The sequence below is a fragment of the Halomonas sp. C22 genome (assembly GCF_007655045.1).
In the GTDB taxonomy this organism is placed as follows: Bacteria; Pseudomonadota; Gammaproteobacteria; order Pseudomonadales; family Halomonadaceae; genus Vreelandella; species Vreelandella hamiltonii.
In genome coordinates, this window is the sequence record NZ_VBVC01000006.1 from 121,007 (window position 1) to 137,256 (window position 16,250).

14 protein-coding genes are annotated in these 16,250 nt (G+C 61.5%); 11 read left to right on the forward strand and 3 right to left on the reverse strand.

What is annotated here, in order from left to right:
- The first annotated feature begins 57 nt into the window (after positions 1-57).
- The 4 genes from hflK to FEU76_RS12785 all read left to right on the forward strand — a co-directional run bounded on the left by hflK (position 58) and on the right by FEU76_RS12785 (position 4,907).
- Positions 58-1,338, forward strand: coding sequence for an FtsH protease activity modulator HflK (gene hflK, locus FEU76_RS12770; RefSeq protein ID WP_144983508.1), 1,281 nt, complete (start codon positions 58-60; stop codon positions 1,336-1,338).
- Positions 1,339-2,223 (forward strand): protease modulator HflC, encoded by an 885-nt coding sequence (gene hflC, locus FEU76_RS12775; RefSeq protein WP_039177541.1) that lies wholly within the window; start codon positions 1,339-1,341, stop codon positions 2,221-2,223. It begins immediately after the preceding gene.
- Between the two features lie 195 nt (positions 2,224-2,418).
- Positions 2,419-3,612 carry an ATP phosphoribosyltransferase regulatory subunit gene (locus tag FEU76_RS12780; protein WP_039177538.1) on the forward strand — a complete coding sequence of 398 codons (1,194 nt, stop codon included), beginning with the start codon at positions 2,419-2,421 and terminating at the stop codon, positions 3,610-3,612.
- The gene (locus FEU76_RS12785; protein WP_039177535.1) at positions 3,612-4,907 is read left to right on the forward strand and encodes an adenylosuccinate synthase; all 1,296 of its coding nucleotides are present in this window, start codon (positions 3,612-3,614) and stop codon (positions 4,905-4,907) included. The genes FEU76_RS12780 and FEU76_RS12785 overlap by 1 nt, the downstream gene beginning before the upstream one ends.
- 70 nt (positions 4,908-4,977) lie before the next feature.
- Here the strand turns inward: FEU76_RS12785 and cobO are convergent, their stop codons facing one another.
- Positions 4,978-5,577 carry a cob(I)yrinic acid a,c-diamide adenosyltransferase gene (gene cobO, locus FEU76_RS12790; protein WP_144983511.1) on the reverse strand — a complete coding sequence of 200 codons (600 nt, stop codon included), beginning with the start codon at positions 5,575-5,577 and terminating at the stop codon, positions 4,978-4,980.
- A 130-nt stretch (positions 5,578-5,707) separates the two neighbouring features.
- On the opposite strand from cobO, the gene FEU76_RS12795 reads away from it, so the two are divergent.
- The 4 genes from FEU76_RS12795 (at position 5,708) to FEU76_RS12810 (ending at position 10,661) form a co-directional block, all read left to right on the forward strand.
- Entirely contained in the window at positions 5,708-6,193 is a 486-nt protein-coding gene (locus FEU76_RS12795; RefSeq protein ID WP_039177529.1) for a YajQ family cyclic di-GMP-binding protein, read from the forward strand.
- A gap of 78 nt (positions 6,194-6,271) precedes the next feature.
- On the forward strand, positions 6,272-8,902 hold the full coding sequence (gene pepN, locus FEU76_RS12800; protein ID WP_144983514.1) for an aminopeptidase N: 2,631 nt from the start codon (positions 6,272-6,274) through the stop codon (positions 8,900-8,902).
- Between the two features lie 40 nt (positions 8,903-8,942).
- Positions 8,943-9,902 carry a lipid kinase YegS gene (gene yegS, locus FEU76_RS12805; protein WP_096923180.1) on the forward strand — a complete coding sequence of 320 codons (960 nt, stop codon included), beginning with the start codon at positions 8,943-8,945 and terminating at the stop codon, positions 9,900-9,902.
- 48 nt (positions 9,903-9,950) lie between these two features.
- Positions 9,951-10,661, forward strand: a complete 711-nt coding sequence (locus FEU76_RS12810; protein WP_144983517.1) for a hypothetical protein — start codon at positions 9,951-9,953, stop codon at positions 10,659-10,661.
- A gap of 83 nt (positions 10,662-10,744) precedes the next feature.
- On the opposite strand, the gene FEU76_RS12815 is transcribed toward FEU76_RS12810, so the two are convergent.
- A complete protein-coding gene (locus tag FEU76_RS12815) occupies positions 10,745-10,948 on the reverse strand; it encodes a cold-shock protein (protein WP_016913457.1) in 204 nt (67 codons plus the stop codon).
- Between the two features lie 140 nt (positions 10,949-11,088).
- Here FEU76_RS12815 and FEU76_RS12820 point away from each other — a divergent pair, with 140 nt between their 5' ends.
- Entirely contained in the window at positions 11,089-11,742 is a 654-nt protein-coding gene (locus FEU76_RS12820; RefSeq protein WP_016913458.1) for a LysE family translocator, read from the forward strand.
- A gap of 29 nt (positions 11,743-11,771) precedes the next feature.
- Here the strand turns inward: FEU76_RS12820 and FEU76_RS12825 are convergent, their stop codons facing one another.
- Complete coding sequence (locus FEU76_RS12825) at positions 11,772-13,721, reverse strand: transglycosylase SLT domain-containing protein (RefSeq protein WP_144983522.1); 1,950 nt, start codon at positions 13,719-13,721, stop codon at positions 11,772-11,774.
- A 136-nt stretch (positions 13,722-13,857) separates the two neighbouring features.
- Here FEU76_RS12825 and FEU76_RS12830 point away from each other — a divergent pair, with 136 nt between their 5' ends.
- A complete protein-coding gene (locus tag FEU76_RS12830; protein WP_144983525.1) occupies positions 13,858-14,193 on the forward strand; it encodes a YkvA family protein in 336 nt (111 codons plus the stop codon).
- Between the two features lie 127 nt (positions 14,194-14,320).
- Positions 14,321-16,225, forward strand: a complete 1,905-nt coding sequence (gene htpG / locus FEU76_RS12835; protein WP_144983528.1) for a molecular chaperone HtpG — start codon at positions 14,321-14,323, stop codon at positions 16,223-16,225.
- Positions 16,226-16,250 lie beyond the last annotated feature (25 nt).

Below are 16,250 nucleotides of genomic sequence, written 5' to 3' on the forward strand. Positions count from 1 at the left end.
TCGGCCTTGCCTGAGCGTAAGGTACGGTGCAGGTGAACACCTTAGTGGAGACGAAGTATGGCCTGGAATGAGCCCGGTGGTGGCAACCAGCACGACCCCTGGAGCAGTGGGGGGCGTCGTGGTAGCAATAACGGCGGTGACCGCGGTGGTAATAACGGCGGCAACAACGGCGGAGGCAATGGTGGGAACGGCGGAAACAATCAGGGGCCTCCCGATCTTGATGAAGCGCTCAAGAAGTTTCAAGACAAGCTGAACGGCATGCTGGGCGGCGGCAAGAAGAGCGGTGGCGGTAGCGGTGGCAACAAGGGCGGCGGCAAGCCGCGCAATTCGTTCGCGCTGCCCGGGCTGCTGCTGATCGTGGCGCTGGCCATCTGGGGTGCGTCCGGCTTCTATCTGGTCGACCAGTCCGAGCGTGGTGTCGTGCTGCGCTTTGGTGAGTTTCAGGGCATCGTCAGTCCCGGTCTGCAGTGGAATCCGCCGCTGATCGACGATGTGCGTATGGTGAACGTCACCCGCGTTCGTTCCGTTGCACAGACCCAGTCGATGCTGACCCGAGACGAAAACATCGTCGAAGTCGAAATCTCGGCCCAGTATCAGGTGGCCAATCCACGTGATTTCGTACTGAACGTGCGCGACCCGGCACTCTCCATCGAGAATGCGCTGGACTCGGCTCTGCGCCACGTGGTGGGTGGCACCGACATGATCGATATTCTGACCTCTGGTCGTGAAATTCTCGGTAGCTCGGTGGCCAGTCGCCTGCAGACCTATCTGGATGCCTATGGTGCCGGTATTCGTCTGCAGACGATCAACATCGAGTCCACCTCGGCGCCCGCGCCGGTGATCGACGCTTTCGATGACGTTATCCGTGCCCGCGAAGATCGCCAGCGGACCATCAACGAAGGTATGGCCTATGCCAACGCGATCATCCCGGCTGCACAAGGTCAGGCTCAGCGTGTGGTAGAGCAGGGGCAGGGTTACCGTGAATCGGTCGTTGCCGAAGCACAGGGTCAGGCCAACCGCTTCAATGCGCTGTTGACCGAATACCAGAACTCACCGGAAGTGATGCGCGAGCGTATGTACCTGGATGCCATCGAAGAAGTCTTTGGGAACACGCCCAAGGTGCTGCTGGATATCAGCGACAATGCGCCCTTGATGTACCTGCCGCTGGATCAGATGCGCAGTGGAAGCAGCAGTGGTTCGAGCAGCTCCAGCAGCAGCGACAGCAGCGGTAACCGCAGTGACGCCATCGACCCGCGCGTGCTCGATTCGCTGCGTACCAGTCAGGGTGGCGCTTCGTCATCGTCCAGTAATTCGCCCATTCGCAGGGAGGGTCGCTAAATGATTAATAACCGTTCCCTGCTGATCGTGGGTGGCCTGGCCGCAGTTGCCTGGCTGGCCAGCAACAGCCTGTACGTGGTGGATGAGACCGAGCGTGCCGTCAAGCTGCGCTTTGGTGAAGTCATCGAAGAGAACATTCAGCCTGGGCTTCACGTCAAGATTCCGATTGCCCAGACCGTGCGCAAGTTCGATGTGCGTCTGCTGACCCTCGATACCGATACCAGTCGTTATCTGACCCTCGAGCAGAAAGCGGTCATCGTCGACTCCTACGTCAAGTGGCAGGTGGTCAACCCCACCCGTTACTACGAGGCCACTGCGGGTGACGAGATGATGGCGGTACGCCTGATTCAGCCCCGAGTCGACGAAAGCCTGCGTAACGAGTTTGGTCGCCTCAATCTTCAGGAAATCATCGCCGAGCGCCGTGATGACCTGATGACCGGACCCACCGGCGAACTCGACGAGCTGATGCGTGAAGAGCTGGGCGTGGCGATTCGTGATATTCGTATCAAGCGGATCGACCTGCCGGAAGACGTGTCGGCTGCCGTTTTCGAGCGGATGCGCTCCGAGCGTGAGCGTGAAGCGCGCGAGTGGCGTGCCCAGGGTCAGGAAGAGGCCGAGCGTATTCGCGCCAACGCCGACCGTCGTCGTCAGGTCTTGCTGGCGCAAGCCAACGAGCGCTCCGAGACTCTGCGTGGTGAAGGGGATGCCGAAGCCGCCGCGATCTTCTCCCAGGCTTACAGCCAGGATCAGGAATTCTTCGCCTTCTGGCGTAGCCTGAATGCCTACCGTCAGAGCTTCTCTGGCGACGGCAACCTGCTGGTACTGGAGCCAGACAGCGACTTCTTCCGCTACCTGCGCAGCGCCATGCCGGACAGCGACGAGTAAGCGAAGCGGGCTCGTTTCCCGCTGGGCGATACGCCCGGCGGGGTTCAACTGGGCTCCAAACGTGGTAGACTTTATCAACCGGGCGTCGCCCGGTTTTTTTGTGGCCCCATGTTACGTGCGTTATCAGGCCGGGCAGGTCAAGATGCCCTCCTGGTGTCGTCGGCCGGGCCTTCATCGTCTCGCAGGATTGTTCACATGACCATCGCTGACCGCTGGCTACTGCCTGACGGCATGGATGAGGTGCTGCCGCCTCAGGCAAGCCGCATGGAAGAGCTGCGCCGTGCGCTACTCGATCTTTATCACGCCTGGGGCTATGACCAGGTAATGCCGCCACCGGTAGAGTTTCTCGACTCGCTGCTGACCGGTACCGGCACCGACCTCGACCTCCAAACCTTCAAGCTGACCGACCAGTTGACGGGGCGCATGATGGGCGCCTCGGCAGACGTCACGCCCCAGGTGGCGCGAATGGATGCGCACTCGCTGAAACGTCAGGGGCCGGTACGCCTGTGCTACTGCACCAACGTGCTGCGTGCCAAGGCCGACCAGCATCAGGGGGGACGCAGCCCCGTGCAGGTGGGTGTCGAGCTGTTTGGTCATGCGGGGCTCGAAGCCGACAGCGAAATCATTCACCTGGCGCTTGCCAGCCTGCATGCCGCCGGTGCCAGTGAGATCCACCTGGCGCTGGGGCATATCGGCATCTATCGCAGTCTGGTAGAAGCCGCTGCGCTCAGCGAAGAGCAGGAGCGTGCGCTGTTCGAGGCGCTGGCGCTCAAATCGCCTGGCCAGTTGGCCGAGCAAGTGGCGGCCAGCGTCAAGGACCCGGTATTGGCGGAGATGCTGATGGCGCTTGGCGAACTGCACGGCAATGCCGAGGTGCTGAGCGAAGCGCGTGAGCGGTTTGCGGGCGCACCGGCGCCGGTCAACGCCGCGCTGGATCAGCTGGAAGCGCTGTACAAAGGGGTGTTGGCGCGTTTCGACGTGGCCCTGTACTTCGACTTGGCCGAGCTGCGTGGCTATCAGTACCACACCGGCATGATGTTTGCGGCTTACGTTCCCGGTTATGGCTACGCATTGGCCAAAGGGGGGCGCTATGATGATACTGGGCGTGCCTTTGGGCGTGCCCGCCCGGCGACGGGCTTCTCGATGGATCTGAAACAGCTGGCCTCCCTGGCGCCAGCGTCTCCTGACCGCAAAGCGGTGTGGGCGCCAGCCCAGGAGGATGAGTCGCTCAATGCTGCCATCGTGGCACTGCGCGAGCAGGGTGAACGCGTTATTCAAGCGCTGCCTGGGCAGCGTACTGGGCCGGCGGAGCACAACTGTGACCGCCGTCTTGAGTTTATCGACGGCCGTTGGCAGACAGCGGCCCTGACACAAGAGACGAGTGCATAATGGGTAAGAATGTCGTAGTCCTGGGGACTCAGTGGGGCGATGAAGGCAAAGGCAAGATCGTCGATCTGTTGACCGAATCCGCTTCTGCCGTGGTTCGCTTTCAAGGGGGCCACAATGCTGGCCACACGCTGGTCATCGATGGTGAGAAAACCGTTCTTCACCTGATTCCGTCCGGCGTGCTGCGTCCGGGCAAGACCTGCGTCATCGGCAATGGCGTCGTGCTCTCTCCGGAAGCCTTGATCAAGGAGATTCGCGAGCTGGAAGCCAAGGGCGTGCCGGTGCGTGAGCGTCTGCGCCTGTCGCCAGCCTGTCCGCTGATCCTGCCGTACCACGTGCGCCTGGATCAGGCGCGTGAAAAGGCCCGTGGCGTGGCCAAGATCGGCACTACCGGTCGTGGCATCGGCCCGGCTTATGAAGACAAGGTTGCCCGTCGTGGCCTGCGCCTGGGCGATATGCTGCATCGCGAGCGTTTTGCCTCCAAGCTGGGCGAAGTCCTCGATTACCACAACTTCGTACTGGTGAATTACCACGGCGAACCGGCGGTGGATTTCCAGGAAGTGCTCGACAGCGCCATGCAGATGGCCGAAGAGCTGCGCCCCATGGTCAGCGATACCGTCAGCATGGTCCACGACCTGCGCAAGGCCGGTGAGAACATTCTGTTCGAAGGTGCTCAAGGCTCGCTGCTGGATATCGACCACGGTACCTACCCCTACGTGACCAGCTCCAACACCACGGCCGGTGGTACCGCCACCGGCTCTGGCGTGGGTCCGCTGTATCTGGATTACGTGCTGGGTATCACCAAGGCGTACACCACGCGTGTAGGCTCTGGCCCGTTCCCCACCGAGCTGTTCGACGACCACGGTCGCCACCTGGCCGAGCGAGGCCATGAGTTCGGCGCTACCACCGGGCGTCCGCGTCGCTGTGGCTGGTTCGACGCCGTGGCCCTGCGCCACGCCGTGCAGATCAACTCGGTATCGGGTATCTGCTTGACCAAGCTGGACGTGCTCGATGGCCTGGAGAACATTCGCGTCTGTGTCGGCTATCGCAGCAAGGACGGTGAAGTGCTCGACAATCCGGTGGACTCAGAGGGCTACGAAGCCGTCGAGCCGGTCTATCACGACCTGCCGGGTTGGAAAGAGTCGACCCTGGGCGCCAAGAAGGTCGAAGATCTTCCCGCCAACGCCCGTGCCTACATCAGCTACCTGGAAGAGCAGGTAGGCACCAGCATCGATATCATCTCTACCGGCCCTGACCGCGTGGAAACCATCGTGCTGCGCAATCCCTTCGACAGCTAATACCTGCCGATGCCAGCCAAACGGGGCGACGGTGACGTCGCCCCGTTTTGTTTGCAGCCCTGGCGCGCACTCAAAAGTCGATGCCGCGCCGCGCCTGCAGGCCGTTATTGAAGGCGTGACGCACCTCCTGCATTTCCGTCACCGTGTCGGCCATGGCCACCAGCTCGCGATGGGCATTGCGCCCCGTGATGATGACGGTTTGCTCCCTCGGTCGATTGGCCAAGGTCTGTTTGACCGTGGCGATGTCGAGATAGCCGAACTTGAGCATGTAGGTGATTTCATCGAGCACCACCAGGTAGGTGTCGGGGTCGCTCAGCATGGCCTCGGCCTGCTGCCATACGGCCTGGCAGGCAGCGGTGTCGGCCTCGCGGTTTTGGGTATCCCAGGTGAAGCCGGTGGCCATGATGGCAACGCTCAAGTGCGGGTCTTCTTCCAGGCGATTGCGTTCGCCACACTCCCATAGCCCCTTGATGAACTGCACGACGCCGACTTTATAGCCGTAGCCCAGCGCCCGGGTCACGGTGCCCCAGGCAGCCGTGGTCTTGCCTTTGCCGTTGCCCGTATTGACCAGCAGCAGGCCACGCTGCTCGGTGGCCTTGGCGACTTTCTCGTCCACGTGGGCCTTGAGTTTTTCCATGGCTGCCTTGTGACGCGTCTCGCGATCGCTCATCGAATCTCCTCGTGATGGGGTGTCGTGCCCTGTCGAATTTACGCTGGGTAAAAACTTCGGGTAACAGAATTGGCCGCTGAGTGCCTTGCTGCTCTAGAATAGGAGGCTATGTCTCGATAGGAAACAGGTCATGCCATCTTTTGATATTGTGTCAGAGTTCGATCAACACGAAGCCGCCAATGCGGTGGATCAGGCGAACCGCGAAGTGCAGTCGCGCTTTGATTTTAAAGGCGTGGATGCCAGTTTTGCACTGGAAGGCGATAAGGTACAGCTGGAAGCCGAAGTCGACTTTCAGCTCAAGCAGATGCTCGATGTGATGCGCAGTCGGCTGATCGCACGGGGTATCGATGCGCGCTGCATGGACGTCAAGGACCCGGTGCTTTCCGGAGTGAAAGCTCGCCAGGAAGTAGTGCTCAAGCAGGGGCTCGACCAGGCCGAAGCCAAGGACGTCGTCAAGCGTATCAAGGCCAGCAAACTCAAGGTGCAGGCCCAGATTCAGGGTGAAAAGGTGCGCGTGACGGGCAAGAAGCGCGACGACCTGCAAAGCGTGATGGCCCTGCTGCGAGGCGAAGAGGGGCCCGACCTGCCGCTTCAGTTCGATAATTTCCGCGACTGATCACAACCGCATAGCCGCGTCGTGCAGCCGAAGGCTGCCACGGCGCGTTCACTTTATTGCCCACAGGAGTCACGAATCATGTCTGATCCGCAGCCGGTCTATTTAAGCGACTACCAGCCGCCCGACTATCAGGTCACCCATACCGAGCTGACGTTTGATCTTGACCCCACCGCGACCCGTGTCAAGGCACGTTTGACCATTGAGCGCCATGCCCAGGCCGCGCCGCAGGCGCCGCTAGTGCTCAATGGCGAGCATTTGACCCTGCGCTCGCTCGAGCTCGACGGTCGCTCGCTGGCAGAGAGCGAGTACCAGTTGAGCGATACCCAGCTCACCATTGGTGAGGTGCCCGAGGCGTTCGTGCTGGATAGTGAGGTCGAGATTTCACCCAGCACCAACACCGCCCTGGAAGGGCTCTATCAATCCAACGGCATGTACTGTACCCAGTGCGAGGCCGAGGGGTTTCGGCGTATCACCTTTTATCCTGACCGCCCCGACGTCATGGCCACTTACAGAGTCACCGTGGTGGGCGATGCCGAAAGCGAGCCGGTGCTGCTGGCCAACGGCAACCCCGTCGAGCGTGGCGAGCTGCCTGGCGGGCGTCACTTCGTCACCTGGGAAGACCCGCATCCCAAACCCTGCTACCTGTTTGCCCTGGTGGCAGGCGATCTGCACAAGGTCGAGGATCACTTCACGACCCTGAGCGGTCGTCGCGTGACCCTTCAGCTGTGGGTAGAGCAGGAAAACCTGAACAAGACCGATCACGCCATGGCATCGCTGAAGCGCTCCATGGCCTGGGATGAGCAGACCTACGGGCGTGAGTATGACCTGGATCTGTTCATGATCGTGGCGGTGAACGATTTCAACATGGGGGCCATGGAGAACAAGGGGCTGAACATCTTCAATTCGGCAGCCGTGTTGACCCACCCGGATACCGCCACCGATGCGGCTTTCCAGAACGTGGAAGGCATCGTGGCCCACGAATACTTCCACAACTGGTCGGGCAACCGGGTTACCTGCCGGGACTGGTTTCAGCTGTCGCTGAAAGAGGGCTTCACGGTCTTCCGGGACCAGTGTTTCTCGGCAGACGTCAACTCGGCGCCGGTCAAGCGTATTCAGGACGTATCGTTTTTCCGCACGGCGCAGTTTGCCGAAGATGCTGGCCCCACGGCTCATCCCGTACGCCCAGACCACTATATCGAAATCACCAATTTCTACACCCTGACCATTTACGAAAAGGGTGCTGAAATCGTACGGATGCTGCGCAACCTGCTGGGCTGGGAGGCGTTCCGTCTCGGTGCCGACCGCTACTTCGAGCGCTTCGACGGTCAGGCCGTGACCATCGAAGACTTCGTCGGCTGCATGGCCGAGGTATCGGGGCTGGATCTGGAGCAGTTCATGCGCTGGTACGCCCAGGCGGGCACCCCCGAGATAGACGCCAACGGCGAATACGACTATGCCAATGCCGTGTACCGCCTGACGCTGCGCCAGCGTACCCCGGCGACGCCCGGCCAGCCGGTGAAGCAGCCGCTGCACATCCCCGTGCGTATGGGGTTGGTAGGTACCAAGTCGGGCCACGACCTGACCCTGACGCTGAATGGCGAGTCGTTGGGCAAGGATGCCGTGGTGCACTTGACCGACGATGAGCAGACGTTTGTGTTCACCGACGTTCCGGAAGCGCCAGTACCTTCGCTGTTGCGCGATTTCTCGGCACCGGTGAAGCTGCACTTCCCCTATTCACGGGAAGAGCTGGCGTTCTTGCTGACCCACGACAGCGATGGCTTCAATCGTTGGGATGCTGGTCAGCGGCTGGCCATGCTGGCGCTGGACGATCTGATCGCTGCTCATCGCAACGGGGTCGAAAAGGTCATGGACGGCCGCGTGGTGGAGGCTTTCAGAACCCTGTTGACTGGCCCCATGCAGGACAAGGCCGTGCTGGCCGAGATGCTGACGCTGCCCTCCGAGGCCTACATTGCCGAGCTGCAGCCGATCGTCGATGTGGATGCCATCCATGCGGCGCGAGAATTCGTTCGCCAGTCGTTGGCACTGGCCCTTCGTGAGGAGTTCCTGGCGGTCTATCAGGATAATCTCAGTGATGCGGCCTATGCACCTTCGGCTGAACAAATTGCCCAGCGCAGCCTCAAAAACGTGGCGCTCTCCTATCTGATGTCGATCGAGGATGACGAGGCCGTGGCGCTGTGCGAAGCGCAGTTTGCCGCGGGACACAACATGACTGATGTGCGGCACGCCCTGACGCTGCTGGCGCACAGCGACCGTGACGACCTGGCGGCGCCTGCGCTGAAAACGTTTGGCGAAAAGTGGGCCCACGACCCGCTGGTCATGGACCAGTGGTTTACCATCCAGGTTACCCGGCCTCAGGCGGATGTGCTGGAGCGGGTACGCTACTTGATGCAGCACCCGGCCTTCTCGATCAAGAACCCCAACAAGGTGCGTGCGCTGGTGGGGGCATTTGCTCAGAACCGAGTGAACTTCCATCGCCTGGACGGGCAGGGCTATGCATTGCTGGCCGATGTGGTGATCGAGTTGAATCGACTCAACCCGGAAATTGCTGCGCGGCTGGTCACGCCGTTGACCCGCTGGCAGCGCTTTGACGAGGCTCGCCAGCAGCTGATGCGCCAGGAACTGATGCGCATTCGCCAGGAGCCGCTCTCGGCGAACGTCTACGAAGTGGTCGAAAAAGCGTTGGCTTAAGATCGTTCTTGCGGTTTAACCAGGGAAAGGAAACGCGCCAGTGACAGATCCGAACAAGCACTATCTACTGATCATCAACGGAAAATCAGCGGGCAACCCTGAGCTGCGCGAGGCGGTAGCCGCCCAGCGCAAGGCAGGGGTTGCCATCACCGTACGCGCGACCTGGGAAGGGGGCGATGCCGCCGACTTTGCGGCCGACGCAGAGGCTTTGGGGGCGACCCACGTGGTGGCCTGTGGCGGTGATGGCACGGTCAACGAGGTGGTCAATGGATTGATGCGCCTGCCCCATGACCACCGCCCCCCGCTGGGTATCGTGCCTCTGGGCAGTGCCAATGATTTCGCCACGTCGGTAGGGCTGCCCCTGGAGCCCGGGCCTGCGCTGCAAGCGGCTGTCTCGCTCGCGGCGGCGCCCATCGATGTGATTCGCATGACGGCGGAAGCCAACGGTGAGCAGTCGATCAGCTACTACGTCAACATGACGACGGGGGGCTTTGGGGCCGAAATTACCTCTTCGACCCCGAAAACCCTCAAACGCATGTTGGGCGGGGGTGCCTACTCGCTGATGGGCGCGCTCAAGGCGTGGCGACACCGCAGTTATCGCGGCACGCTGCATTGGGCCGACAGCGAACAGGCCGCTTCGCTGCTGCTGCTGGCGCTGGGCAATGGGCGTCAATCGGGGGGCGGTCAGGTACTGGCACCCAGGGCCCGGTTGGATGATGGGCGCCTGGATGTCCTGCTGGTCAAGGATTTCCGTTCGGTGCTGGAACTGCCTGCCTTGTTAGGCGAGCTGCAGCATTTTCCGCCGGATGGGCGCTACGTGCGCTACTTCACGGCCAGCCAATTGACCGTGACCACCAAGCCGGACGATGACCCCTGGCCGCTGACCCTGGATGGCGAAGCGAAGCGCTACGAGCGCTTCACGGCCGAGGTAGTGCCGTTGGCGCTCCAGGTACTGCTGCCCGAAGGGTGTGCACTGTTGTCGGCCAATGAACGCCACTAGCCGGTCATTATTGAGTCATTGAATACGATTTTTAAGGAGCTATACGCGATGGTGAATCGACTCTGGATCCCTGTGCTGGCCAGCTTGGCGCTGTTACTCAGTGCCTGTGGCGACAGCCAGGAAGAAGCCAACGTTGCCCCGGAAGAGCCCCCTGCCACGGTGACTGACGAAGAGGGAACGGCGACCTCGGCAGCGGTGCAGGACGACGTGCAAAACGAGGTGCCGGACCCGGAGGAAGTGGAAGACGATATTGAAGCGCGCCAGGCCGCCGAGCAGTTGGAAGCTGCCGAGGCAATGCGCGAAGGTGATGCGAGCGAACCCGGCGCGCCGGAAGCCAACGAGCTGCAGGCCGGGGAAGAGACGCTGGGAGCAGACCCTGAAGAAGCTCTGGACGAGGCCAGTGCCATGCCAGGTGAAACCACGCGCTCTGATGTGGATGACGTGATTGCCGAAACCGAGCGTCGCTTCGAAGAGGCCCAGCGCCAGCTCGAAGAGCAGTTTCAGGAAGTGGAGCAGCAGCGCCCCGAGCTGGAACCCATGGAGAGCGATCGCTTGTCGGGCGACTGGGAAACGGATAGCGCCATCACGAATGGCGCCCGTCTGGACGATGGCCTGGAAGCCACTGACGTGGACGCCCTGATCGAGGACACCGAGCGCCGTTTCGAGGAAGCCCAGCGACGCCTGGAAGAGCAGTTCGAAGAGCTGGAGCGGGAACGGCTGGAAAACTCAGGGGCGCGCAACGGGACGACGTCCCCCTGATCGCATGACCTCTTGAAACGCTAGCGTCATGCGAGAGCGAAAAAAGAAGGCCCGCCAGAGCGGGCCTTCTACATTGGCCTGGGTCATACCGGGCGAATGTTGGATGCCTGAAGGCCTTTTTTACCCTGAGTCACTTCGAAGCTGACTTTTTGACCATCCTGCAGGGTCTTGAAGCCTTCCGCCTGAATTTCGGAGAAGTGGGCAAAGAGATCGTCACCGCCGTCATCGGGAGAGATGAAGCCGTAACCTTTCGTATCGTTGAACCACTTGACAGTACCAGTTGCCATCATTCATATCCTTAACGTGCTTGATGATTAGACGGGCATTCACGGTGTTTGCCCGCGAAATTCACTTTAGAAGCAAATAGCCGGGTCGTCCAGTGGCCCCGAAAACCTTCCCGTCAACGCCTTTTGCGAGCCTGATACGCATGCCTTTTACCTTGATCGACGCGCAGTTCATCCCGTTTCTGGTGGCTATCACGCTGCTCTCTGTCAGCCCCGGGGTGGATACCCTGCTGGTGATCCGCAATACGGCACGCGGTGGCCTGCGCGACGGTATTGCCACCAGCGTGGCCATCTGCTGCGGCCTCTTCGTGCACGCAACGGTGTCGGCACTGGGCATTTCGCTGATTCTTCTGCAATCGGCTTGGGCATTCAATGCGCTCAAGCTGGCCGGTGCGGCCTATCTGATCTGGCTGGGGGTTTCCAGTTTGATGGCCGCCCGTAGAGGAACGCCGCTGCCCGTCAAAGGCGTCATGCAGAACGCTGCGCCTGTCCCGCTCTGGCAGCCCATCAAGGAAGGGTTGCTGTCGAACGTGCTGAACCCCAAGACCGTGGTGTTTTACATGGCCTTCCTGCCGCAGTTCATCGCGCCCACCGACCCCGCCCTGCTGAAGTCGCTGTGGCTGGCAAGCATTCACTTCGTGATTGCCAACGTCTGGCAGATCAGCGTGGTATTGATGGTCGGGGGTGCCAGCAAATGGCTGGCCAGCGCGCGCTTTGCACAAACCCTGAATGCGGCCACGGGGGCGGTGCTGGTCATGTTCGGGCTGCGGCTGGCGCTGGAGCAGCGCCCGGTGTGACCGGGCGCGGGAGGAGAGCGGAGACAGGCTTAGCGTTGAACCAGCGCGCGGTCGTAGCGAACGCTCTGCTCGCTGTCGTTCAATAGCGAGACACCTTCGCTGCTACCGCCGTTGGCCAGGCTCTCGAAGATGACCCGATAGCTCAGTACGGCCTGCACGTAATCGCGGGTTTCGCGGAAGGGGATGCTCTCCACGAACAGGTCGAACGACTCCATGCTGTTACTGCCCAGCCACTGGTCTACGCGACCAGGGCCGGCATTGTAAGCTGCCGTCGCGGCAAGGCGGTTGCCACGGTAACGGTCGAGCTTGTCACGCAGGTAGGTGCTGCCCAGGCGAATGTTCAGTTCGGGGTCGAGTACGCCGTAAGGCCCGGGGTCGCTGAGTCCCAGTTGGCGACTGACCTGCGTGGCGGTGCCGGGCATCAGCTGCATCAGGCCGCGTGCGCCAGCCGGTGACAGCGCCACGGGGTTGTAGGCGCTCTCCCGACGGGTGATCGCCATCAGCAGGAAGGGGTCTACCCCGGTCATGCGGCCCCAATGCAGAAAACTGTCCCGGTAGGCGGGTGGGAAGCGCCACTCCAGGGCATCCCACATCTCACCGGCAATCGTGGTTTGTACCAGCCGGGCATGCCACTGCTGCTGGGCAGCGTAGTCGGCGAGGGCGCGAGCCTGGTAAGGCGACGCTTCGCGAACGGCATGCAGCCACTCGCTGTTGGCCAGGCCCTCTTCACCAATGCGCAACAGCGCTTGCGTGCGCTGTACGGCGGGCAGTCGCGCGATATCCTCGCGGGTGGCTTCGTCGAAGTGGTGGCGCTCGTGGTTGAGTCGGTACGGCTGGCCGATTTTTTCAGCGGCGGCAAAGCCATAGAAGCTACGGTCCAGAGCGGCCTGCTGGTAGCGCGCCTGAGCAGCTTCCTGATTACCCAGCTGTTCGTTGGCGCGTCCCAGCCAGTACTGCCAGCGGCTGCTCTCCTGCTGGCTGGCGGGCATCTCTGCAATCCAGTGGATGACATCGGTCCATTGGCGCTCCGCCAGGGCGCGGCGCACCCGAAGCTCCAGCACCCGTTCGCTCTGCAAGGAAGGCAGCACGCTGTCTACCCAGCTCAGCGTGCCGGGCACGTCGCGCACCAGGGCGTAGAAGGCCAGTTCCTCCTCGATGACCTGCTGGTCGCTGGGCGCCAGCGTCAGGCGCGGGGCGATCTGTTGCCAGGCGGCAAAGGCACGGGGCGTGTCTTCGCGGGTATAGCGCTGCATGGCCGCCTGATAGAACGCTGCCGTGGCGGCGCATTCAGGCCCCAGGCAAGTGGGGGCCGTGGTCAGGCTGCTGAGGCTTGTGTTGGCCCGCTCCGCCGTATCGATGGCCGTTTGCCACTGGCCGCTGAGCAATCCTCCCAGGTAAGTGCTCAGGCGCTGCTCGCCTGCTTGCCAAGCCAGCATCTTGCGCTCCCAAATGGCGGTGGCATCGATGGTGCCATCCGCGCGCAGGCGGCTGAACAGGGCGTTGCAGGCGTCGGGCTGTGAGCTGCCCACGCGCCACAGCGCCAGGCCCGCCGTGCGTGCCTGTTCGGGGGCGCGGTCGAGGAGTGCCGTGTAGTAGTAGCACTGCCGTGCCGTACCGGCGGGTTCGCCATCGGCGACGGCCAGCAGGTCGCTGAAACGGCCCGCATAGCCGTAGTTGGCAATGGCCTGGCCGCGCAGCCACTCGCCCAAGGGGGAGTCACCGTGCTGCTTGATGAACTGCAGTACCTGGCTGACAGAGACGTTGGGCAACTGCTGGCGTAACCGGTGATACTCCACATAGCCGCTGAGGATATGCCCGTCGATGGCGCTCTGGTCGATTTGTTGCCACTGCTGCTGGCGGGCGGCGTTCAATGCATCGCGCATGGCCTCGTCCGAGGCGGCCCAGGACGCAGATGGCAGGCCGATCAGTGCCGCGGCACACAGCGTGCGAAGGGTAGAACGAAATGGCGTTGCCTGCATGGCACTCCCTCTTTAACTGGAACTGGCTGATATGACGGTCGAGTAGGTGATGGCCACCGTCGCGTGGCCGTCGCGATCATGAACTATTTGGCCAAATGACGTTCTGACCATTGTACCCTGAGAGGATTCCCTGACGATGGCACGATTATCTAGCTGGTGGTTGTTTCGTCGCTTGAAAGGTCGGGCCTGGGCCATCAAACGAGTAGCCCGTGCGCTCACGCTTTTCCTGCCCATGACCCGCGACGTACTGCGTGGTAGCTTCAGGCCGGTGCCTTGGGCCGCCTTCGGTACCATGGCTCTGGCACTGGCCTATCTGGTCATGCCCTTTGATCTCATCCCTGATTTCCTGGTCATCATTGGCCTGGTCGACGATGTGCTGATCGTCGGTTGGCTGTTGAACCGTGTGGATCGCCACCTGACCGAATATCGGGCCTGGAAGGCCGAGAACGAGGCAGCGTCGACGGCTGCCTGATCGGCGCGGCTGGTTGGCTAGCGCTTGAAATCCCATCACTTATCCCCATATTGCCTTCATCCTGTTTGACGCCTCTGCCTGGCTGGCAGAGGCGACACGCCACACGAAATAGATGAGGGCTAAGCGCATGACCACGGCGAACCACGAAGAAACCCTTGGCTTTCAAACCGAAGTCAAGCAGCTTCTGAACCTGATGATCCACTCCCTGTACTCCAACCGGGAGATATTCCTGCGTGAGCTGATTTCCAACGCAGCGGATGCCTGCGACAAGCTGCGCTATGCAGCCCTGGACAACGACGCCCTGTACGAAGGTGACAGCGAGCTGCGCATCGAAATCGAGCACGACCGTGATGCCAACACCATTACCTTGCGTGACAACGGTATCGGCATGAATCGCGAAGATGTCATCGCCAACCTGGGGACCATCGCCCGTTCAGGCACCGCCGAGTTTCTCAAGCAGCTTTCCGGTGAACAGCAGAAGGATGCCAAGCTGATCGGTCAGTTCGGTGTCGGTTTCTATTCTGGCTTCATTGTGGCAGACGAAGTCGCCGTGCGCACTCGCAAGGCGGGCACCGCCGCGTCGGAAGGCGTCGAGTGGCGCTCGCGGGGCGAAGGTGAGTTCACCGTGGCCGATATCGAGCGCGAGGTGCACGGCACCGAGATCACCCTGCACCTGAAAGAAGATGCCAAGGAGTTTGCCGACGACTATCGCCTGCAAAGCCTGGTGCGCAAGTACTCCGATCACATCGAAGTGCCGGTGCGCATGCCCAAGGTCGAGACCGCCCGTGACGACGAGGGCAACGAGATCGAAGGCAGTGAAGTCACCACCTGGGAAACCGTCAACGAAGCGACGGCGCTGTGGGCACGTCCCAAGAGCGATGTGTCGGACGACGAATACAAGGCGTTCTACAAGCACGTGGCACATGACTTCAGCGACCCGCTGACCTGGAGCCACAACAAGGTCGAGGGCAAGCTGGAGTACACCAGCCTGCTCTACGTGCCGGGCCGTGCACCGTTCGACATGTTCGACCGTGACGGTTCCCGAGGCGTCAAGCTGTACGTTCAGCGGGTATTCATCATGGATGACGCCGAACAGTTCCTGCCGCTCTACCTGCGTTTCATCAAGGGCGTGCTGGACACCCGCGACCTGTCGCTGAACGTCTCTCGTGAGCTGCTGCAGCAGGACCCCAAGGTCGACAAGATCAAGGGTGCCTTGACCAAGCGTGCCCTGGACATGCTCAAGAAGCTTTCCAAGGATAGCGAACAGTACCAGACGTTCTGGAACACCTTTGGCAGCGTGCTGAAAGAAGGGCCGGGTGAAGACTTCGCCAACCGCGAGAAAATCGCCGGTCTGCTGCGCTTTGCTTCCACGCATACCGATACGTCCGCCCAGGAGCATTCTCTGGCCGAATACGTCGAGCGCATGAAGGAAGGTCAGAAGAAGATCTACTACGTGGTGGCCGACAGCTTCAATGCCGCGAAGAACAGTCCTCACCTGGAGATCTTCCGCAAGAAAGGTATCGAGGTGCTGCTACTCTCCGATCGTATCGATGAGTGGCTGATGAGCCACCTGACCGAGTTCGATGGCAAGTCTTTCGCCGACGTGGCCAAAGGCGAGCTGGACCTGGGCGATGTCGAAGACGAAGCCGAAAAGCAGGCTCAAGAAGAGACCGCCAAGGCAAAAGAGGCGTTGGTCAAGCGCGTTCAGGAAGCGCTGGGCGAGCACGTGCAGTCGGTGAAGGTCACTCACCGCCTGACCGACTCGCCTGCCTGTGTGGTGCTGCCGGAGCATGAGATGGGCTATCAGATGCGACGCATCATGGAGGCCGCGGGGCAGAAACTGCCCGAAGTGAAGCCCATTCTCGAGCTCAACCCCGATCATGCGCTGGTGGCGAGGCTAGAAGGCAGCGAAGGCGAACTGTTTGCCCAGCTGGCGCATATTCTGCTCGATCAGGCGATCATTGCCGAAGGTGGCCACCTGGACGACCCGGCGGCTTACGTGAAGCGGCTGAACAGCGTGCTGACCGCGTGATGCCCATCCGTTGAGGGATGCGGCC